Consider the following 19,170-nt stretch of genomic DNA (forward strand, 5'->3'; position numbering starts at 1 on the left):
CGGGCCTTTCTTTCGTGTGTCTCTCATGTCGGTGGCGGGCGCGGTCACGCCGTTTCGTAGACCGCGCGCTGCACAGTGCGCAGTCCCTCGTCGAGTTCATCGGTGGTGATGGTGAGCGGAGGCAGCAGCTTCAAGACCTCGTCGTAGGCCCCGGAGGTCTCCACGAGGAGCCCGAGTTCGAAGGCGCGGCGTGCGGCGCGCCCCGTGTGCCGAGGGTCGGCGAGCTCCAGGCCCCAGGCCATCCCGCGGCCGCGGTAGGCCGATCCGCTGTGGTGTGCGGCGGTGTCGTGGAGCGCTGCCTCGATGGTCTGGGCGTGCGCCAGGGTCTGCCGCTCCAGCGTGTCGTCGCTCCAGTAGGTGTTGAGGGCGGCGGTCGCGGTGACGAAGGCCGGGTTGTTGCCGCGGAAGGTGCCGTTGTGCTCGCCCGGCTCCCACACGTCGAGCTCCGCTCGGAACAGGCAGAGCGACATGGGCAGTCCGTAGCCACTGATGGACTTGGAGACGGTGACGATGTCCGGCGTGATGCCCGACTCCTCGAAGGAGAAGAAGGCGCCGGTGCGGCCGCAGCCCATCTGGATGTCGTCGACGATGAGCAGCATGTCGTGCCGGCGGCAGAGCTGGGCGAGGGCGTGCAGCCACTCGGCGCGGGCGACGTTGATGCCGCCCTCGCCCTGGACCGTCTCGACGATGACGGCGGCCGGCTGGTTCAGGCCCGAGCCCTGGTCCTCCAGGAGCCGCTCGAACCAGATGAAGTCCGGGGTCCTGCCGTCGAGGTAGTTGTCGAACGGCATGGGGGTGCCGTGTACCAGCGGGATGCCGGCGCCGGCCCGCTTGAAGGCGTTGCCGGTCACGGCGAGCGAGCCGAGCGACATGCCGTGGAAGGCGTTCGTGAACGACACGATCGACTCGCGGCCCTTGACCTTGCGTGCCAGCTTGAGGGCGGCCTCGACGGCGTTGGTGCCGGTCGGGCCCGGGAACATGACCTTGTAGGGCAGGTCCCGCGGGCGCAGCACCGTGTTCTGGAAGTACTCGAGGAACGCGCGCTTGGCCGTGGTGGACATGTCCAGGCCGTGGGTGACGCCGTCGTGCTCCAGGTAGTCGAGCAGGGTGCGCTTGAGCACGGGATTGTTGTGGCCGTAGTTGAGAGAACCGGCCCCGGCGAAGAAGTCGAGGTACTCGTGCCCGTCCTCGTCGTACATCCGGCTACCTTGCGCGCGGTTGAACACGGTGGGCCAGCTGCGGCAGTAGCTGCGTACCTCGGACTCCAGGGTCGTGAAGACGCTGAGGTCGGGCTGGGTGAGCGTCATGCCGCGACCTGCTCGCCCTGTGTCGCGAGGACGAAGTCGGTGAAGGTGTCCACGGAGACGAAGTCGTCCGCGTCCAGCTCCTCCGGGTCGACGACCAGGCCGATGGAGTCCTCAAGGAACATGAGCATCTCGAGCATGGTGGTGGAGTCCAGGTGCAGGTCGGCGAAGAGCTTCACGTCGCCGGTGAGACCGGTGACGGGGCGCTCCAGGACGTCAGTGAGGGCGCTCTCGAGGGCGGTGACGACGTGCTGGCGGTCCATGGTCAGTTCCTCACGTGTGTCGGGTGGTTGTCGTTCTCGGGCGTTGCTCTGGTGGGGCGTGCGGGGGTCAGTGGGCCAGGCGCGCTTGGAGGGCCTCTGTGGTGACCGAGGCGGGCGGGTCCTGTTCGATCAGGGCGGCCAGCTTCTTGCGGTCGACCTTGCCGTTGCCGTTGGTGGGCAGGGCGTCGAGGCGGACGCAGCGGCGCGGGATCTTGAAGGGTTCGATGTGGTCCCGCATACCCTCGCGCACCTGGTCGGCGGTGAGGTCCGCGACGACGACGAGGAGCGCGGTCCGCTTGCCCTCAGGAGGCAGTACGGCGGCAGAGGTCACTCCGTCGACCCGGGTCGCGGCGGCCTCGACCTCGGTGGTGCTGAGGCGGAACCCGCGCTCCTTGTAGAGGTCGTCCCTGCGGCCGGAGAAGTAGAGGTAGCCGTCCTTGTCCTGCCAGCCGTAGTCGCCGGTGTGCAGCTCGGGGAACAGCCCCTCCGTGCGCGGGAAGCGCTCGCCGGTCAGCTCGGGGCGGCGCCAGTACCCGGCCATGACGTTGGGTCCGCGGACGACGATCTGGCCGATCTCTCCCGCGGGCAGCCGGTCTCCGTCGTCGTCGACGATGAAGACCTCGGTGCCTGGCAGCGGCAGCCCACAGGAGCCCGGGTGGTCCAGGTCCCCATCGGGGGGCATGATCGCCGTGCGCTTGCACTCGGTGAGGCCGTACATCACCTGGATTCGCAGGTGGGGCAGGGCGGCGCGCAGCGCGGTCATGGTGGGCTCGGAGAGCGCCGCACCAGTATTGGTGAGCAGGCGTAGGCGGCTCGGCCCCCCGCTGCTGCGGCTGAGCAGCCAGGCGAGTCGGTCCGAGACGGAAGGCATGGAGGGCAGGACGGTGGCGCCCGCCTCCTCCAGGCTGCGCAGCAGCGGGGGGCCGACCTCGGCGACCGTGGCCAGGTGGAGTCGGGCGCCGCTGAGGGCCGCGAGGTAGACCTGGTAGAGGCCGTAGTCGAAGGAGAGCGGGAGCGGGCAGTAGACGACGTCGTCACTGCGGTACTCCAGGCACTCCTGGATCGCGATGGCGGCGAATAGCACCTGCTGGTGGGTGCTCACCACGGCCTTGGGCAGGGAGGTGGTGCCCGAGGTGTAGATCAGGCTGACGGGGTCCACGCCTAGGGCGTTCGGGCCGGCGGGGGTAGCGGGCTCGGCGGTGTCCGCGTCGAGTGCCGTGCGCACGAGCTCGTCGAGCACGAGAGAGCGGACGCCGTGCTCGGCGGCGGTCCGTCCGGCGTCGAGGTCGTCGGAGACCAGCAGCGCGGGCTCGCAGTCGCGCAGGACGTGTTCCAGCGGCCCGCCGCGTACTTGCTCGTGGAGCACGCTGAAGACGGCGCCGACACGCGAGGCGGCGTAGACCAGGATGGCGATGCCGATGCCGTCGGAGGCGGTGACGATGATCCGGTCGCCGCGCCGCAGGCCCTCGCGCCGCAGGCGGGCGGCCATGGCGGTGGTGGCGGTGGCGAGTTCCCGGTAGGTGAGGCCGCGATCGCGTGAGCTCAGTGCGGCCGACTCCGGATCGCGGTCGGCGGCCCGGTCCAGTATCTCGTGCAGGAGCTGCGGAATGCGGGGCATCAGGCCTCCTCGGCCGTGGGGATGCGGGCGGTCGCCATGTGTGCCCGGCGGTGGGGTACAACAGTGGTGGCGGTCGCAGCGCACACGAGTTGAGGCTCGTCGAGGACCTCGCCGGCGCTGTCGGCCTCTTCGGGGCTGGCGCGGATGACCTTGTGCGCCTCCAGCTCGACCACGCGGCGCAGTCGAGTCTGGCGCACCAGCCGTGCGCGCGCCTCGATGTAGTCGCCAGGCCTCACGGGCGCGGTGAAGCGGATGTCGCTGTACTGGGCCAGCAGTCCTTCGTCGCCGTCCGTGCGGACGGTGATCTCGGTGACGAGGTCGCCGAACAGGCGCAAGATGCGCGCACCGTCGACGAGATTGCCCCCGTAGTGAGCCTCTTCCTGGCCGACGCGTACGCGGAGGAAGGCGGTGGTCTGCGCTTCTCGCTCGTCGCGGGTACTGGTCTCGATGGTCGCGGTCGCGGGAGTGTTCGGCGGCGGCACGGCGTCAAGCTCCTTCGGTGCAGTGGGTTCGGTTCGTCCGTCTCCGCCGGCTTCGCCGGTGGGGTCGTCGGCGGTCGCACCAAGGGCCTCGGGAAAGCTGATGGCGACGGCGGCCACGACGTTCTGCTTATGAGTTATGGAGACCGAGACGGATGACGGGGTCAGTTGCGCAGCTCGTCCGCGGAGGTGGACGACAGGGGCGCCGTGCGCGGTGTGTTCCACGTAAATCTCCCGTGGCGTCACACCTTGCAGGAAACCGATTCCCAGGACTTTGAGGAGAGCCTCTTTGGCGGCGAACCGACCGGCCAGGAATTCCAGGCGACGATCTTCGCCGAGGGTCTCGGCATGGGCTATTTCCTCCGGGGCGAAACTGAAGCGCAAGAACCAGGGTCGTTCGATGAGGCGGCGGAGTTCGGAGCGGTCGAGTACGTCCAGTCCGACTCGCGCAGCTTGCTTCGCTGCGGTTCTCATTCGGATCAGGTGTCCATACGGATCACGTGTTCAGGCGGACACGGCGCGGAGATCGACGAGGCGCTGCTTCGCCAGCAGGTCCTCCGTCGTGTCGCGCTCCCGGATGAGGTGGGCGCGCCCGCCGTGGACGAGCACCTCGGCCGGGAAGCCGTGGCTCAGGAAGAGGCCGGGTGAAGCGGTCGGCCCGTAGGCTCCGGACCGCTCCACCGCGAGCAGGTCTCCCGGCCGTACTTCCGGCAGACGGACCTTCTTGGCCACGACGTCGTTGGGCGTGCACAGGGGTCCTGTCACGCTGTAGGGGCGCGAGGCTCCGGCGGCCCGGTTTCCCAGGTGGCGGACCGGGAAGTTGCGCTTGACGAAGCTGCCGACGCCGACGGCTGCCATGTGGTGGTTCGTGCCGCCGTCGGCCACCACGAAGCTCTCTCCCATGGACTCCTTCACGTAGCGGGCGCGGACGACGTACGTACCGGCCGTGGCGGTGAGGAAGCGGCCCAGTTCCATGATCATTCGGCAGTCTGGGTTGCGCACCGAGAAGGGGGTGATGACCTCCGTGAGGCCGGCGCCCAGCGCATCGAGGTCCAGGTCCTCCTCGTTCTCGAAGTAGGCGACGCCGAGTCCGCCGCCGAAGTCGACGGTCTCCAGGGGGAAACCGAGCTGTCCGGCCAGGTCCTCCGCATTGGCGAGGATGCGCCGGGTGTTCTCGACGACGTCCTCGTGGTTAAGAAACCGCGTCCCCATGTACGCGTGCACGCCCTTCACTCGGACGTTACGGAGGGCCGCGAGGCGGTGCTTGGAACCGCGCAGTTCGGCTTCATCGATGCCGAACTGCCGGGGTTTACCGCCCATGGCCAGCCCGGACCCCTTGCTGTCGAAGGCCGGGTTCACCCGGAGGAGCACCGGGAAGTCGTCACGTCCTGCCGCTGCCAACAGCGAGTCGAGCAGGTCGAGTTCATCCAGTGACTCGCAGACAATCGCGTGAATGTCGGCTTCGACGCACGCGGTGAGCTCCCTCTCGTCCTTACCGGGGCCGAGGAAGATAATGTCGCCAGGATGGACTCCCGCCCGCAGGGCGGTGGCCAGTTCGGCGTAGGAGGAGACCTCGGCTCCCGTACCGAACGAGTTCAGCAGGGCGCAGACGCTGATGTTCGGGTTCGCCTTGAGCGAGTAGAAGATGTCGGCGCCGGCGGGGAGCAGGCCGCGCAACGTGCGGTACGTGTCCGCGAGGACGTCCGCGTCGTAGACGAACAGCGGGGTGCCGTACTTCTCGGCGAGATCCGCCATCGAATTTCCCTGGACACTGTTCTTCGAGGTCGTCATACGGTCACTGCCACCCGCCGTCGTCTTCGGGTGAGAGGCAAGGAATTCCCCTCTTCACCGGTGAGCTATCGGAGATGAACATTCGCTCTTTCATGACTCGCCTCTCGCTGGTTTGCTGTGCGGCGATAACGAGTCTGCGATGTTCGCAGCGGCGAGGGAAGGGCGGACGGTTGGCCTAAAGGGTCCTGACCTGTTCAGGACTGCGGTCGGATTAGTCATCCGGCCAAAGGGACACGGCGATCGCGACATTCTCCGGGCTGGACCGTTTGGGACACGCAAGAATGTGCATGCAGGTCCCACGCACCGCCCGGGCACGGGCAGCGGCGGCGCGTGGCACGGGCGTCGAGAGGAGCAGGGCTCACTCCACGTCGTAGGGGTGGAGGGGCACTTCGGCCCGCCGCAGGGACCAGGCGGCCAGAGGGCTGCAGCTGGTGGTCGCGTGCTGCCAGATCCGCTTCGCTGCCGCCTCGGCCTCGTCCAGGGAGGCGGCGCGGAGAAAGAGGCTGACGACAAGGTGGGGCCGCGTCTGCGTGTGAACGCTGACGTGTTCGACGACGTCCGGCGCTGCGTCGTGGAGCGCCTGCTTGATCTCAGCAGGTGGGTGGGCATCGCCCGAGGGTGCGAGGGTGAGCTGTACGAGGTACATGAGTGGAGTGTCCTGTCCGAATGGTTATTTCCTTTCAACTGCTTGTCGATCGGTGACGTACGGGCCGTCACGGCCGAATGAGGCCCCTAGCAGCCGCGTGCAGGCCGGCCTGGAACCGGCTTCGCGCGCCGAGGTGACCCATGAGTTTCGTGGCGATCCGGCGTGCCGTGCGGCCTGACACGCCCAGCCGCGCCGCAACGTAGTCGTCGGTGTGCCCGAGGGACAAGAGCCTCAGGGCTTCCAGTTGTTGCGGACTGAGGCCCTGTTCGTCACTCGACTGGGCGCTCTCTCCCATGAGTTGGGCGGCCTGCCAAATATTCTCGAAAAGTGCGTAAAGGGACGAAACTAATCCAGCCGTCCGGAGGACCACCGCCCCGGCCGAGGTGTCGTCTGAGTCGACGGCGACGATGGCGATCTTCTTGTCGCAGATGATCAGTCGGTTCGGCAGCGAAGGCGCGGTGCGTATCCGGCCGCCCCGTTCGGCGAGCCAGTCCGCGTGCGCGACCGTGAGGGGATCGTTGCGGACGCTGTCCAGGTACACGGTGCGCATCTGCACCCCTCGCGCGAGCAGGGAGTCCGCGATCGGGCGCGAGCTGCGCAGGTTGGCCTCCGTCTGCGCTCCGCCCGGGGCGAACGTCAGCAGCTCGTCCTGGACCTCGTTGTGAAGCGCCGCCAGGTAGTCGCGTACGGAGTCGACCCCGGTCAGGCGGTGCACCTCGTCCTTGGGGCTCTCCTGGGTGAACTCCGACTTGAGCTGCAAGGCGGCGGCCTGGACCTCCTGCACGCGCTGCTGCTGGGCCGCGAGCTCGGCCCGTTCCCTGGCGAGCAGAATCTCCGCGGCGAGGTGAGGTTCCACGACGTGGAAGCTCTGGGGGTCTTCGAGGGAGTGCCGCACCAGGGCCAGCTCGCCGAGGGTGTCGAGTGCTGCCCGTACCTCCTGCTCGGTCAGTTCGAGCCGGCGCACCAGCTCGGCCATGCCCTCCTGCGGATGCGCCAGCATCTCGCGGTAGACCACTTCCGCGGTGGCGTCGATCTTCAGAACGTCCAGCATGTACTTCCCTCTCTGCACCTGCGTGCGGTAGCGGACGAGGGGGTGCGGGAGCCTGCGGCAACGACGCCCTGCCCTCGTCGTCTACAGCGCCCGACGGTTGTCGAGCGGTAGCATTCCGAATTCGCGAGCAGCACACTGCGGCGCGGGCCGCTTCCAACGCACGAGGCAAGTCCTGACGTTGGACGCGGTCGCGATGAGCGACGACGGCTCGGCTACTCGCTTGCGACGGTCGAACACGAGGCGCTCCGGCCACCGTGCGACTGGGTCGGGCACCTCCCTGACGAGGAGGGACGGCCAGGAGGCAGAGGGGCGTCGGCGTAGAACGGCGCCCGGTGCGACTTCAGCCGGCGCGGCTCGGGTCCTGGCGCTTGCTGGCGAGGAAACGCGCCTTCTTCTCGCGGTTCCCGCAGGTGTTCATCTCGCACCATCTGCGCGTGGCGCCCCGACTGGCGTCGAAGAAAGCGGCCCGACACGTCGGGGACGCACACAACGTCATCCTCCCCTCGCGCGCGCCCGAGACGATGTCAACCGCGTCGGCGGCGATCACGCTGAGAGCGTCCTCGACGGAGGCGGAACCCAGGTACCACTCCTGTTCGCCCCGGGGCGAAAGGACCGCCGAGGCCTGGCCGCCCGTACTGCAGTCATTGATGACCTGGACGGCTGCGGCGGGAGGGGGGACCTGCGTTGCGACGGCGGTAGCGGCTTCATGGATCGCTTCACGCAGTTGCCGAGCATGCTCCAGCTGGGAATCGCTGCACGAATCGACCTTGAGCCCGTTGACCGCCAACCAGTCGACCAGCCGCTCGGGGATGGGAATGCGTTCGACGGGTTCACCGCAGCGTTCTGTGAGGGTTGCCGTGAAGCTGGTCGCCAGCACCTTGCCAAGACGGAACTCGGGGAATCGCTTGACGGACATGGAACCACCTTAGCCGGTTGCCATGCCGAGGACAAGCAAGCGAACTGCTCCAGGTGGTTCCGCGCTGCTGGAGGGCACGGCACCCCGCGTCCGCGTCTCCGTGGACGGACGGTGCGCTTCGCGGTCCTGATTAGGCCAAGGACGATTCAGGACACTCGAAGACCCTTTCTTTACTCTCTGCGAGCTTGCAGTATCGAAAGGGCCGGAGGACGGACCAATGAGCCGCGAGAAAAAAGGCCTTGGAATTCCGGCACCCCGCCCCGCGAGCCGATGAATTGCGCTCCTATACGGGCAGAAGAAGCCGCCGCTCCCTGAAAAGGAGAACAGCACATGACTGTCGCTCAGCGCCCAGACCTGTATCCGACCCGAGTCCTCGGTGAAGCCGTTCCCAAGCCGCGGACGGACCCGTCGGTGTGGGGAGAGGCTCCGGGCCCGCTCGACGCCGAGCAGCTCAAGCAGTACGAGTCCAACGGCTACCTGGTCCTCGACGACCTGCTCTCCACGCAGGAGGTGGACCTCTACCTCTCCGAACTCCGGCGCCTCGGTGAGGACCCGGCGCTGCGCGCGAGCGAGCGCGTCATCCTGGAACCGGAGTCCGACGAGGTCCGTTCCGTCTTCGAGGTCGAGAAGGTCAGCGAGATCTTCGCCGAGCTGCTCCGGTCGCCCCGGCTCATGAACATCGCCCGCCAGGTACTCGACTCCGAGGTCTACATCCACCAGAGCCGGGTCAACTACAAGCCGGGGTTCGGCGGCGCCCCGTTCCACTGGCACTCCGACTTCGAGACCTGGCACTCCGAGGACGGCATGCCCCGGCCGCGCGCGTTCAGCGTCTCGATCTCCCTCACCGAGAACCACCCGTTCAACGGCCCGCTCATGGTCATGCCCAGCACCCACAAGACGTTCGTCCCCACGGTCGGGGCCACCCCGCAGGACTACCACAAGGAGTCGCTCCGCGTGGCCGCCCCCAGCGTCGGCTCCCCGGACCGCAAGCACCTGACGCACATGGCGGAGGAGCACGGGATCGAGCAGATCACGGGTCCCGCCGGCTCCGCGGTGATGTTCGACTCCAACCTGCTGCACGGCTCCAACGGGAACCTCTCGCCGTTCGCGCGCTCGAACATCTTCATCGTCTACAACAGCGTGGAGAACACGCTGGGGGCACCCTACGCTGCGGACACTCCGCGTCCGCAGCACCTCAGCAACCGCGAATTCCCCTCCTCGCGGGGCATGTAGGGCACCCGCGCCCGTCGCCGCACAGGTGAGGCCGTGCTGGCCTCGGCCGTGCCAGCGCCCCCTCTCCGGGCGCCGCACGGGCCGGGGCCCGGCTTGCGTAGTTCCGGCCGCCGGTCCGTCGCAGGGTCGGCCTCCGACGCAATACTCGCGCGGCGCCCCAGGCAGGAGCGTGGAACCGGCTTGGCCGGTTGACTTAAGAATCACAGACTGGTAGAACCGTCTCAGGTGGTTCATCCTCGACTCGGAGACCTCATGGCGCCCTCGAAAACCAGCCCTGAGTGCCCTGCGGCCCACCGCGCGGCGCACACAGGTCCCACCGGGCTCGGAGAGAGAAGACCGACGGCGGATTTAGCAGTCCTGCCGGGCGTCGTCGCAAAAGTCCTCCTCCTGCTGCGCTCGCCGAAGAAAGCCAACTGAGACGAGGTCTGCCATGACCGGAACTGTCCTTGCCCCAGCACGGTCCACCGGCGTGTCGAAGAAGGTCCTCTTCCCGCTGCTGCTGGTCCCCATGTTCCTGGGCGGTGTGGACTCCACGCTGTTCAACTCCATCGCCTACGACCTGCCGGTCCTGACCGACTCATGGCGCCTGTGGTTCATCGACGGGTACACGATCGCCCTCGCCTCCAGCGTCGTCCTCGGCTCGCGTCTGGGCGCACGCCTGGGTCCCGGCGTGACGCTGGCGACCGGCCTCTTCGTCTTCGCCCTCGCGGGGGCGAGTCCCGCACTGCTGGACTCGGCGACGACGTGGACGGCGAGCCGGTTCATCCAAGGCTTCGGCTACGCGCTGATCGTCTCCAGCGTCGCCTCGGTCATCGGCGGACTGCCCGAGACGTCGGAGCGCACCCTCGGCTACTCCCTGTGGATCACCACATACGCCATCGGAGCCGGTACAGGACCCCTGATCGGCCGGGCGTTCGTCGGCATGGACGCCTACACGATGCTCTTCTGGCTGCCCGCCGCCGTCGCCCTGGTGTGCGGAGTGCTCGCCACCGCGCTGCTGCGCGGCATCACCCTGGGACAGGCCTCATCGACCAGGGTCGACGTCGCCTCTTCCGCCCTCGCCTTCGTGGGCTTCGGACTCTTCGTGGCCGGACTGCAGAGCCATGGTGCCGCGTTCGGGCGCCTCCTCGCGACGGTCGCGGGCTGCCTGGTCCTGGCGGTCTTCTGCACGCGGCAGCTCCGCTCGCTCGACCCGCTTATCGACGTACGGATGCTCAGCTTCTCCCGGCTCGGCGCGCCTTCCCTCGCGCTCGTCGTGAGTTCCGCCAGCTACACGGGATCGGTCTTCCTGTTCAGCGCGGAGGCCGACTCGCTCCTGTCGATCCTGCCGGTTTCGGTCCTGGCCCTGTGGGTCTCCCTCGGCGGGTTCGCGTTCCACAAGCTCCAGGCCCGCTTTACCGCAGTGCGCATGCTCCAGGTCAGCCTGGCCACCTGCGCCGTCGGCCTCATCGTGGCCGCCTTCGTCGGCCTGTGGCCCGCCAGCTTCCTGATCGGCCTAGGCGTCGGCGTCTCCATGGCCTCCGGCGACGCCTACCTGCTGGGCAGCGTCCCGCCGAAAGACATCGCGCGCGCCGCGGCCCTCCAGGAGACGGCCCTCGCGGTGGGTGCGGCGCTGGGCGTAGCCGGCTTCGGTGGCATCTTCGCCGCCACCGACTCGGCCGTAGGGACGGCCGTCATCACGGCGGTCATGATCGCCGTCGTCGTGGCGGCGCTGCGCTGCAACCGGGGCGTCTTCAAGGCGTAGCTCGAGCGCCTCGCGGGTCACGCGGGTGGCTACCGATCCGCCGGTGGCCACCCGCGTTCCGCGGTCCGGGTCTGTACGGTCTTCGATGTAACTCCCGATCATGGAAGTGACGCAATCATTACGTCAAGCAGGTTCTCCTCAGCTCCCTCCCAGGTGGCCGAGTGCGTCCCCGCTTGGGTGATGAGTGGTCCGGGACTCCGGCTCACCGTTGAGTACGCGGAAGGCAACGGCCTCGGTGCTGCCGGTGCCGAAGGGATGGCGGCCAGCGACCGCGACATCGGCGCCCTGGCCGAAGTCATGCGCCTGCTCACTACCGGCCACCGCGTCGCCCTCGCCCTCGCCCGAGGAGGACAGCAGCTCGCCGCGCTGGCCCTCGCCGCCCGCGACCTCAAAGACCGGCGCCGCACCACCTGCCCCGAACTCGTCCTCTTCCCCTCCTGGGGCGAAGTCCAGGACTACGCCCTCTACGACCCCGCCGGTCGTGACCTGCGGCCCTTCGTCGACCTCGTCGACACCCACGGCCCCGACGCCATCCTCAACGCCGTCGACCAACTCACCGACGAGGCCCACGCCGATGTGACCGTCTCCACCGCCCACACCGCCAAAGGCCGCGAATGGCCCACCGTCCAAATCGGCAACGACTTCCCACCGCCCAAAGACACCGACCAGCACGACGACCGGGGACGCCCCGTCCCGGAACCCGTCAACGACACCGACGCCCGCCTCGCCTACGTCGCCGTCACTCGCGCCCAACAGCACCTCGACCTCGGCGGCCTCTCATGGATCACCACCCACCCGTCTGGCGAGGTCAGTCGTGTCGTTCGCGTTCTCCGGTGACGAGGAATTTCACGTCACGGCAGAATTTGTCGAAGGAGGGCGCTGCGGCGCGCGCGGTGTCCAGGTCGAACTGTGCTGCGAAGGACGGCTGGTGTGCGGTCTCCTGGTACGTCGCGCCCGGTGGCATCTGCCGTGAGAGCCACTCCTTGGCGCCCCGGATGCTCTCTGGACGCGGTGGCGGCTGGAGGTCGTGCGGCAGTCCGGCGCGGCCGGCCAGGCTGGCCGCGCCGGCGAGGAACCAGGCTTCGAATTCACGGACTGCCGCGACTGCGACCAGCGGGACGTTGTGGTGAGTGGCTTGTGCGTGCTCATGCAGGGTCCGGGCCAGCTCGACGGGGCAGTCGTCGTCCGAGTCCAGCAGAGCCAGGACCCCGGTCGGCCGGGGGGAACGCGTCATGACGATGGTCAGGGTGTGCTCGAGGTGGTTCTTTTTGAGCATCCGGTCCCGGGGGAGGCGGTGAGGACGCTGGATGTCTGCGTACATGCCGGGCAGCAGGTGAGGGACAAGGCGGTTCAGCAGCCCGTGCAGGGCTCTCTCTTCCCCGTGTCCCTCGACGATCGAGGCGATGACCGGGTAGGGGCTGTTCACCGCTGCTCGCCCTCTTCCCGCTGCCCTGGTCCCGAAGCGGTTGCAGGACGCATCTCTCCACTGCGCAGGAGTTCCGGCAGGGTCAGCACGCCGTCGGCGAGGAGGCGGCGCCCTGAGCCGTCGATCGGCCCGATCACGGTTCCTGTTCCGGCGTCCCGGACGATCAGCAGATGGTCGGGATCGGCGGCCGCGTTGTCCAGGAGGTCCGCGCTCTGTGTAGTGACGATCACCTGGGTATTGCGGGAGGCGGCTACCAGGGCGTCGTAGAGGGCGCCGAGCATCGGGGGGTGCAAAGAGATCTCTGGTTCTTCGATCCCGACGAGCGGGATGTTGCCCTCCAGCGCCAGCGGCTGGAACAGCGCGGCCAGGACCGCAGTGAGGCGGAGGGTCCCCTCCGACAGCGACCGGCGGTCGACCCTGGTTTCGTGTCCGTCCGCCTGGAGGAAGCGGCCGACGACATAGGCGAGGCTGGCTTCGGATACCTCGACGCCGTCCACCGCGACGGCGTTGTCGATCATGGTGGAGAGGTAGCCGTCCACGGCCTCCTTGGCCCAGGGATACTGCTTGCTCATCTTGGTGAGCACTCGGGCCAGATGGCTTCCTCGCTCGCCGAGCAGTTGTCCGCTCGTACTGCTCGAGGTGTCGTCGACGTCCCGCAGGGCCGGCGTCAGGAACTCGTAGAAGCGCATACGGCCCAGGGAGCGGACGAGTGCACGCGCCTCACGGTTGCCGCGACTGAGACGGATCGGCAAAAGGAAGTCGTCCCGGAAGACAGGCTCGTCCCCGGACGGGTCGGGGGGGAACGGCTCGCCGACCAGAGTTCCGTTGATGACGAGTTCGTCCTTGCGCACCACCGGCAGGGAGGGGTCACGCTGCGGGTCGGTGCCGATCTCCACTGTGTAGGCGGCATCGAAGGGGGTGCGGCCGTCGTGTGCACGGACTTCCATGTGAATGCGGAAGGACTGTGCCTGCCGGCCGGCTCCGTCGCGGTGCAGGACTTCATCGAGGCCGCCGCGTGGTTCGAGTGCACGTGCAGGCGAGGTTCGCACAGCATCGCGGACGAACCTCAGAGCGTCGAGGAAGTTCGACTTGCCTGCGGCGTTCGGGCCGGCCAGGACGGTCAGAGGGCCAAGGCGTACGTCGCAGCCTCCGATGGAGCGGTAGTTCCCGATCTGCAGCCGAGTGAGGAACTCGGAGGGGGGCTGGTGTTCGACGGTCATGACAGTGCCCTGGTCGGGACGGGTTGCGGACTCCGGTACGAAACCGCGGCAGGCAGTGACGTTCTCACGGTGCCCGCGGCAGAAAACCGCTTCTGACGGCTTGAGGCAATACGGCTCGTCAAAGCAGCCTCCGGTCGCCTGATGTCACCGGCGCGGGCTTTGGGCGTTGCCGGGGGCACTGCTTGGGTGAAGCGTGTGAGGTACGTGCTGCTCACCGTACGTTGCCTGCTGTGATCCACAATCCGTCACCCTATCCGGATGACTGCGGACGTTCCGAGCAACAGCCCGGTCGACGGGACTGAAGGCCGCGCACCAGGGTGAGGGCAAGACGCCGCGCATGTGACGTGCACCGAGCAATAGCAGCACCCGCTGACGAGACCCGACCCGCCCTAGGCCGGCGGAAGACTGCAGAGGCAGAGGAGGACCGCATGGCCCCATCGTCAAAGATCTTCTTCGAAGAAGTACGAGCGGCTTACGCAGAGACGGCAGGTTCTCTGCGTCTGGCCGGTCCGGTCGAGACGGAGAACGTCCTACCGGTGTCGACGTACACAGCCGGCGGCGTCGAGTACAGCGTCGAACTCGACATCAGAGAGGGCTATGTGGACTGCGTCGTCGGCACCGAAACAGAAACTGTCGACTTCACCGTGAACGTGGAGCAGCTGGCACTGACGGCCGGGGTCATCGAGGTCCACGGAAAAATCTCCTACAGCGCCCGCAACCTCACCCAACTCAGAAAATCACTGTCGGGGCAAGCCAGATACGTCCGGCTCGTACACCCTTTGCTGGCCGACAAGGCCACAGAAGCACTGATGCGACGGGCCGGCGCACGTGCATGGAAGAAACCGGCACGCCCTTGAAGCAGGGCTTGCAACTGACTCGGCTGCGGTTCCTGCTCCTCGAACACCACTGGCGGCTCGTAGACCCTGAGCAGTCGCGGAAAGTCCAGCGATCGTCGGGATCACACGACGGTCAACGGGGGCTGACGTCGTGCGTGGCGATCGTGTGCGGGAAACGAAAATCCATGGCCCGGCCGACCTCTCGCCAGGCCACCTCTGCCACCGGGACCAAGACAGGCGCCGTCACCGCCACTAACGGCCACCCCTTCTGGGTTCCCGCACTCCATCAGTGGGTCGAAGCAGGCAACCTGACGGCCGGTCAATGGCTGCAAACCAGCAGCGGCACTCGGGTACAGATCACTGCCATCCGTCACCACACCAAGCAGACCCCGGTCTACAACCTCACCGTCGACGATCTCCACACCTACTATGTGGGCACTGGCCAAGGTGACCTGGTCCACAACGCTCAGCCTGGCTGCGGGCCCCACCTCGCCCTGGGTCTGAGAAGCATCCATGGTGGCCAGCAGGGGCTTCTGGACGAGTTCGCTCGAAGCGTCGCAGCGATCACCTACACCGACGCCATGTTCAACGTCCCCATCGGGGGCGTCATGACCGAGCCCATGGTCCGAGACATGATCGACGTCGTTGTCAGCCGCAGTGGACGCATGACCTTCAACATGCACGGCATCACAAGGGTCGACGAAATGCTGACCGGCGGAGAGAGTTACGTAGCCACGCGTGGTCACGGCGATGGAGCTGCGCTACATCTGCGGGAACGCGGCTGCCCGGGCCATCACGACCTTCGTGAACGGAGACGCGCCATGCTGAGTGACTCTCGCAGTCCGGAATCGGCATGGACGCGCCTGCTGCAGGAGTTCCGCCCCCCACACTCCGGCTCGGACCTCTACACGCCGGCGATGTGGACCCTGCTGCAGGCCGCCCACAGGCATCCGCTGCTGAGCACGCTGTATCCAGAGCTGTCGACCACCATGCTCACCTTCTCCCGGACAGACGACTTCCAGATGCGCGGGGGCGAACGGTTCCCTGTCATCGGCGCTGCCGCCGGCGAGTTCGGCGTGTCCGCCTATCCCGTTGCCGAGAACAACATCCTGCTTGTCACTAGCGAGGTGAATAAGGCCGTCGCCCTTGCCGCCAGCCTCATCGAGGAGCAGCTCGACCAGTGACAACGACAAGCAGGCGAGGGGTCCTGCGTGCCGCGATCGCCGCTGGCGCTGTCGGCGCAGGCGGCCCCGCCGCTGCCGACACCGTCGCTCTGCGCAGCGAATCCAGCCACCAGGACCAGGAGGCCGCTCACCTCCGCGGCCCGGCCCCGTTGCCGTACGCGCAGGTAATAGCCCTCGACTTCATTGGGGGTGGAACTCGCGCCGGTGGTTCCCTGCGTACTGCACACCACGTGGTCGAAGCGGTAGACGGCGGCAACGTCGCCGCTTGGTTGGCCATGCAGGTAGGCGCGGGCCACGGCCCGGGGCTCAACTCGCCCGAACCGGCCCGCGATCCGGGCCATGACCTGGTCGAACATCGCCCGCCAACGGGCAGGGTCTACGCCGTGGCCCGCAGCCACCGCACGATCTTCAGGAGTCCACACAACCCCCGATGATCACGCGGTGGTCGTGCTCGTTCCCGGCCGACCCTGACACGAGGTCATGAAGCTGGACCGCAGTGCTAGGTCAGGACCAACCAGCGCCGGCCGTCGATGAGCTCTCGTGCCGCATCGAGGTGGCCGGCGTGGCATGCAGTCTCGGTGATGACGTGCAACAGGACGTCGCGCAGGGTGTGTAGGTGTGGTTCGCCGAACAGGTCGTGAGGCCACCAGGCCAGGACGGCGTCGGCAGAGGTGGTGGCGATGATGACGTCGGAGAGCTCTGCCTCCTGCCGATATCCGTCGAGCACGTCGACGGCCCGCGCTTCCGGAGCCACGTTCCAAGCTTCGTCGCCGCTCGTCAGGCCGCGGATGATCTCCTCGTCCCCGGCGACAACCGCACGGAACCAGAAACGCTCAACGTCGAGCGTGAGGTGTTGGACCAGCCCCAGGCAGTGCCATCCGGATGGCAGCACCGGCCGTCGCAGAACTTCGGCGTCGAGCCCGTCAAGGATGCCGAGAACGTGGCGACGCTGCCCGGTCAAGACCCGAAGAAGCGCCCTGACCTCATTATCCGGAGCTGTTTCGCTCGTATTTTCGGTCATGAGCAGCCAGGATTCCCCAACTCCGGCGGTCATGCAGGGAGTTCTCCGAAATCCGGGACACACGATCAACGGCAGGCCAACGCAAGCGTGGATGTGCGCAGCACCCGACAACATCTGCCGCTCCAAGGACGCGTCGCCGTGACGACTTGCCGCACCCTCCAGCCATGAATCACGAAACCGTACTGGAGTACTAGGGCGTGTTTCAGAAGTGGATCAAGGTTGTGCGATGATCACGTCTCGTGGCTCGGGGAGATCTGACAGAAATCCAGTGGGTGGTACTGGAGCCGCTGTTGCCGAGGGGCATCAAGTCCGGACGCCCGCCGGTGCACACCAAGCGGCAGCTGATCAACGGGATACGGTTCCGCACCCGTACCGGCATACCGTGGCGGGACCTACCCGAACGGTACGGGCCGTGGGAGACGGTGTACGGGCTGTTCCGCCGCTGGCAGCGCGACGGCACCTGGCACCGCATCCTCGAACAGCTCCAGGCCCGGGCCGATGCTGAGGGCCTGATCACCTGGGACGTCTCAGTAGACTCCACCGTCGCCCGTGCCCACCAGCACGCGGCTGGCGCTCGCAAAAGGGGGATCTCCAGGTCGAGCCGCCCGGCGGGGTTGCCATCGAGCCCGACGACCACGGGCTCGGACGCTCCCGGGGCGGTCTGACCACCAAGCTGCACCTGGCGGTCGAGCAGGCCCAGAAACCGATGTCGCTGGTGATCACGGCCGGGCAGCGCGGAGACTCCCCGCAGTTCCAGGTCGTCCTCGGCCGCATCCGCGTACCCCGGTCCGGGTCCGGCCGGCCTCGCACCCGGCCGGACAAGGTCCGCGCCGACAAGGCCTACGGCTCCCGTGCGAATCGCGCCTACCTGCGCCGACGAGGGATCCGCTGCACCATCCCGGAGAAGCGCGATCAGATCGCCAACCGCAAGAAGCACGGTTCTCGCGGCGGCCGTCCGCCGAAGTTCGACCCGGTTGACTACAAAGAACGCCACGCGGTGGAGTGCGGCATCAATCGCCTTAAAAGACACCGCGCGGTCGCCACGAGATACGTCGCCCGCGAGATCTACCAAGCCCTACTCACATCGCGGAGGCGATCTCCCGCACCAGCCCCCGCCGGTTGACATCCATAGGGGCATCAAACTTGCCGTCCGTTACGAAGCGACCGTACTGGTCGCCGCCATCAACGAGTGGCTGTAGGAATCCGGCGAAAGCCGAGAGCCGGTGGAGGCCCCACAAACCAGTCGAGAAAGCCTTTGCGGGCTGTCACCCTGGCCAGATGTTGCTCAAGCTGACCGGATCCAGCGGCGCGGGCAAGACCACGCTCGCCTTCGCCCTCGCCGACCGGCTGGACGGGGTCGTGGTGCACGAGTTCGACGAAGTCGGTGTCCCGGACCCTCCTATCCCTCCCCACTGGCGCAATCACATGACCGAGATGTGGGTACGGCGCGCGCTGGAGTACCAGGACCGTGGAATGGACCTGCTGCTGTCCGGGAACTCGCCACTGGGCGAGGTCCTGGCCGCCCCCTCGGCCCCGTTGCTGAACGGGACCGCAGTCTGCCTGATCGACGTCGCCGACCAGGACCGGCGACACCGACTCGCCGCACGCGACGGCGGCCGATGGGATCAGGCCGCCACCGACGCCTTCTGCGGCTGGGCCGCATGGCACCGCGGGCACGCCCGCGACCCGCGCTTCCGGCCTGACGTCATCATCGACGGGAGCTGGCCGGAGATGGTCTGGCGCCGGTGGACCACGTGGACCGCCGAGGACCCGCGATGGCGCACCCACCTGATCGACACCACCGGCCAGTCGCTCGCGACATCCGTGAACCAGGTCGAGCGATGGGTCACCGAACAGCGCGAGGCACATCGGTCAGGCCGACTGGCCTTACCTCGAGGCTGGACAGACGAGACACCCCGCCCAACCGACCACGATGCTTGATCCACTTCTGAAACACGCCCTAGTACTCCAGCCGTAGATCGCTGGTGCGACGTCCGACCGACCGCGCCTACGGGTGCGTGTCCGTGATTGCGATGACCTTGTCGAGGCGGTCCAGGGCAGCCTGCATGTCGTCGATCTTGGCCTGGATGCGGTCCCGCTCGGTGCGCAGCATGGCTCGTTGCCCGGCGTCGGTGTGCCCGGAGTCCCAGCACGGAAGGAGTGCCATGATCCCTCGGCTGGTCAGGCCGGCGGCGAACATCTGCTGGAAGAAACGGACCAGGGCGACGGCATCCTGCCGGTAGAGACGCTGGCCGGATGGGCTGCGCTCCGCGACGAGCAGCCCCTGCTGCTCGTAGTAGCGCACGGCGCGTACCGAGACGCCGGCACCCCGCGCCACCTCGCCGATGCGGATCAACCGCTCGACCGCGGCCTGCGTAACGGTCATGGTGATTCCTCTCCCCCGGCCCTGATGACCAGCACTTGCCTCTGACGTCAGC

At 67.5% G+C, this 19,170-nt stretch carries 18 protein-coding genes and 2 pseudogenes; 7 read left to right on the top strand and 13 right to left on the bottom strand.

Going from position 1 to position 19,170, the window contains the following annotated elements:
* Positions 1 to 44 precede the first annotated feature (44 nt).
* From ectB to OG714_RS00525, 9 genes and pseudogenes are all read right to left on the bottom strand, one after another.
* Complete coding sequence (gene ectB, locus OG714_RS00485) at positions 45 to 1,307, bottom strand: diaminobutyrate--2-oxoglutarate transaminase (protein WP_406117722.1); 1,263 nt, start codon at positions 1,305 to 1,307, stop codon at positions 45 to 47.
* Positions 1,304 to 1,567, bottom strand: coding sequence for an acyl carrier protein (locus OG714_RS00490; protein WP_327398734.1), 264 nt, complete (start codon positions 1,565 to 1,567; stop codon positions 1,304 to 1,306). The genes ectB and OG714_RS00490 overlap by 4 nt, the downstream gene beginning before the upstream one ends.
* Before the next feature lie 67 nt (positions 1,568 to 1,634).
* On the bottom strand, positions 1,635 to 3,185 hold the full coding sequence (locus tag OG714_RS00495) for a class I adenylate-forming enzyme family protein (protein ID WP_406117724.1): 1,551 nt from the start codon (positions 3,183 to 3,185) through the stop codon (positions 1,635 to 1,637).
* The gene (locus OG714_RS00500) at positions 3,185 to 3,634 is read right to left on the bottom strand and encodes a hotdog domain-containing protein (protein WP_406131672.1); all 450 of its coding nucleotides are present in this window, start codon (positions 3,632 to 3,634) and stop codon (positions 3,185 to 3,187) included. Before OG714_RS00500 ends, OG714_RS00495 begins: the two co-directional genes overlap by 1 nt.
* Positions 3,635 to 3,778: 144 nt before the next feature.
* Positions 3,779 to 4,138 (bottom strand): annotated as a pseudogene (locus OG714_RS00505) (holo-ACP synthase); the annotation flags it as partial.
* 30 nt (positions 4,139 to 4,168) lie between these two features.
* Positions 4,169 to 5,455, bottom strand: a complete 1,287-nt coding sequence (locus OG714_RS00510) for a diaminopimelate decarboxylase (RefSeq protein ID WP_406117725.1) — start codon at positions 5,453 to 5,455, stop codon at positions 4,169 to 4,171.
* 358 nt (positions 5,456 to 5,813) lie between these two features.
* Positions 5,814 to 6,101 carry a hypothetical protein gene (locus OG714_RS00515; protein ID WP_099918038.1) on the bottom strand — a complete coding sequence of 96 codons (288 nt, stop codon included), beginning with the start codon at positions 6,099 to 6,101 and terminating at the stop codon, positions 5,814 to 5,816.
* 67 nt (positions 6,102 to 6,168) lie between these two features.
* Complete coding sequence (locus OG714_RS00520; RefSeq protein WP_406117726.1) at positions 6,169 to 7,152, bottom strand: helix-turn-helix transcriptional regulator; 984 nt, start codon at positions 7,150 to 7,152, stop codon at positions 6,169 to 6,171.
* 340 nt (positions 7,153 to 7,492) lie between these two features.
* Positions 7,493 to 8,068 carry a CGNR zinc finger domain-containing protein gene (locus tag OG714_RS00525; protein ID WP_406117727.1) on the bottom strand — a complete coding sequence of 192 codons (576 nt, stop codon included), beginning with the start codon at positions 8,066 to 8,068 and terminating at the stop codon, positions 7,493 to 7,495.
* A 330-nt stretch (positions 8,069 to 8,398) separates the two neighbouring features.
* Between OG714_RS00525 and thpD the strand changes: the two genes are divergently transcribed.
* The 3 genes and pseudogenes from thpD to OG714_RS00540 all read left to right on the top strand — a co-directional run.
* Positions 8,399 to 9,301: an ectoine hydroxylase gene (gene thpD / locus OG714_RS00530; RefSeq protein WP_406117728.1), complete on the top strand. Its 903-nt coding sequence runs from the start codon at positions 8,399 to 8,401 to the stop codon at positions 9,299 to 9,301.
* 430 nt (positions 9,302 to 9,731) lie between these two features.
* The gene (locus tag OG714_RS00535) at positions 9,732 to 11,045 is read left to right on the top strand and encodes an MFS transporter (RefSeq protein ID WP_406117729.1); all 1,314 of its coding nucleotides are present in this window, start codon (positions 9,732 to 9,734) and stop codon (positions 11,043 to 11,045) included.
* 273 nt (positions 11,046 to 11,318) lie between these two features.
* Positions 11,319 to 11,882: pseudogene (locus OG714_RS00540) on the top strand (3'-5' exonuclease); the annotation flags it as partial.
* Here the strand turns inward: OG714_RS00540 and OG714_RS00545 are convergent.
* Positions 11,854 to 12,471 (bottom strand): DUF4276 family protein, encoded by a 618-nt coding sequence (locus OG714_RS00545; protein WP_406117731.1) that lies wholly within the window; start codon positions 12,469 to 12,471, stop codon positions 11,854 to 11,856. The pseudogene OG714_RS00540 and the gene OG714_RS00545 sit on opposite strands and share 29 nt — an antisense overlap.
* Positions 12,468 to 13,691, bottom strand: coding sequence for an AAA family ATPase (locus OG714_RS00550; protein ID WP_406117732.1), 1,224 nt, complete (start codon positions 13,689 to 13,691; stop codon positions 12,468 to 12,470). The genes OG714_RS00545 and OG714_RS00550 overlap by 4 nt, the downstream gene beginning before the upstream one ends.
* Before the next feature lie 428 nt (positions 13,692 to 14,119).
* On the opposite strand from OG714_RS00550, the gene OG714_RS00555 reads away from it, so the two are divergent.
* Positions 14,120 to 14,548, top strand: coding sequence for a hypothetical protein (locus OG714_RS00555; RefSeq protein WP_406117733.1), 429 nt, complete (start codon positions 14,120 to 14,122; stop codon positions 14,546 to 14,548).
* On the top strand, positions 14,524 to 15,711 hold the full coding sequence (locus OG714_RS00560) for a polymorphic toxin-type HINT domain-containing protein (RefSeq protein WP_406117735.1): 1,188 nt from the start codon (positions 14,524 to 14,526) through the stop codon (positions 15,709 to 15,711). Before OG714_RS00555 ends, OG714_RS00560 begins: the two co-directional genes overlap by 25 nt.
* 499 nt (positions 15,712 to 16,210) lie before the next feature.
* Here the strand turns inward: OG714_RS00560 and OG714_RS00565 are convergent, their stop codons facing one another.
* Entirely contained in the window at positions 16,211 to 16,732 is a 522-nt protein-coding gene (locus OG714_RS00565; RefSeq protein WP_406131673.1) for a DinB family protein, read from the bottom strand.
* Between the two features lie 239 nt (positions 16,733 to 16,971).
* Between OG714_RS00565 and OG714_RS00570 the strand changes: the two genes are divergently transcribed.
* A protein-coding gene (locus tag OG714_RS00570; RefSeq protein ID WP_406117737.1) for an IS5 family transposase occupies positions 16,972 to 17,855 on the top strand; the annotation gives its coding sequence in 2 pieces (ribosomal slippage) (positions 16,972 to 17,316 and positions 17,319 to 17,855; 882 coding nt in all).
* 155 nt (positions 17,856 to 18,010) lie between these two features.
* A complete protein-coding gene (locus tag OG714_RS00575; RefSeq protein ID WP_406117738.1) occupies positions 18,011 to 18,673 on the top strand; it encodes a hypothetical protein in 663 nt (220 codons plus the stop codon).
* A 67-nt stretch (positions 18,674 to 18,740) separates the two neighbouring features.
* Here OG714_RS00575 and OG714_RS00580 read toward each other — a convergent pair whose 3' ends face one another.
* Positions 18,741 to 19,118 (bottom strand): MerR family transcriptional regulator, encoded by a 378-nt coding sequence (locus OG714_RS00580; protein WP_406117739.1) that lies wholly within the window; start codon positions 19,116 to 19,118, stop codon positions 18,741 to 18,743.
* Between the last annotated feature and the right edge of the window lie 52 nt (positions 19,119 to 19,170).

Origin of the sequence: Streptomyces sp. NBC_00989 (assembly GCF_045162655.1) — a bacterium.
Taxonomy (GTDB): Bacteria; Actinomycetota; Actinomycetes; order Streptomycetales; family Streptomycetaceae; genus Streptomyces.

What these genes read in the sequence shown, in the direction of transcription:
- ectB (WP_406117722.1), bottom strand. Translation starts at nt 1,307, where the DNA reads ATGACGCTCACCCAGCCCGACCTCAGCGTCTTCACGACCCTGGAGTCC.
- OG714_RS00490 (WP_327398734.1), bottom strand. Translation starts at nt 1,567, where the DNA reads ATGGACCGCCAGCACGTCGTCACCGCCCTCGAGAGCGCCCTCACTGAC.
- OG714_RS00495 (WP_406117724.1), bottom strand. Translation starts at nt 3,185, where the DNA reads ATGCCCCGCATTCCGCAGCTCCTGCACGAGATACTGGACCGGGCCGCC.
- OG714_RS00510 (WP_406117725.1), bottom strand. Translation starts at nt 5,455, where the DNA reads ATGACGACCTCGAAGAACAGTGTCCAGGGAAATTCGATGGCGGATCTC.
- OG714_RS00515 (WP_099918038.1), bottom strand. Translation starts at nt 6,101, where the DNA reads ATGTACCTCGTACAGCTCACCCTCGCACCCTCGGGCGATGCCCACCCA.
- OG714_RS00520 (WP_406117726.1), bottom strand. Translation starts at nt 7,152, where the DNA reads ATGCTGGACGTTCTGAAGATCGACGCCACCGCGGAAGTGGTCTACCGC.
- OG714_RS00525 (WP_406117727.1), bottom strand. Translation starts at nt 8,068, where the DNA reads ATGTCCGTCAAGCGATTCCCCGAGTTCCGTCTTGGCAAGGTGCTGGCG.
- thpD (WP_406117728.1), top strand. Translation starts at nt 8,399, where the DNA reads ATGACTGTCGCTCAGCGCCCAGACCTGTATCCGACCCGAGTCCTCGGT.
- OG714_RS00535 (WP_406117729.1), top strand. Translation starts at nt 9,732, where the DNA reads ATGACCGGAACTGTCCTTGCCCCAGCACGGTCCACCGGCGTGTCGAAG.
- OG714_RS00550 (WP_406117732.1), bottom strand. Translation starts at nt 13,691, where the DNA reads ATGACCGTCGAACACCAGCCCCCCTCCGAGTTCCTCACTCGGCTGCAG.
- OG714_RS00555 (WP_406117733.1), top strand. Translation starts at nt 14,120, where the DNA reads ATGGCCCCATCGTCAAAGATCTTCTTCGAAGAAGTACGAGCGGCTTAC.
- OG714_RS00560 (WP_406117735.1), top strand. Translation starts at nt 14,524, where the DNA reads ATGGAAGAAACCGGCACGCCCTTGAAGCAGGGCTTGCAACTGACTCGG.
- OG714_RS00565 (WP_406131673.1), bottom strand. Translation starts at nt 16,732, where the DNA reads ATGACCGAAAATACGAGCGAAACAGCTCCGGATAATGAGGTCAGGGCG.
- OG714_RS00575 (WP_406117738.1), top strand. Translation starts at nt 18,011, where the DNA reads ATGTTGCTCAAGCTGACCGGATCCAGCGGCGCGGGCAAGACCACGCTC.
- OG714_RS00580 (WP_406117739.1), bottom strand. Translation starts at nt 19,118, where the DNA reads ATGACCGTTACGCAGGCCGCGGTCGAGCGGTTGATCCGCATCGGCGAG.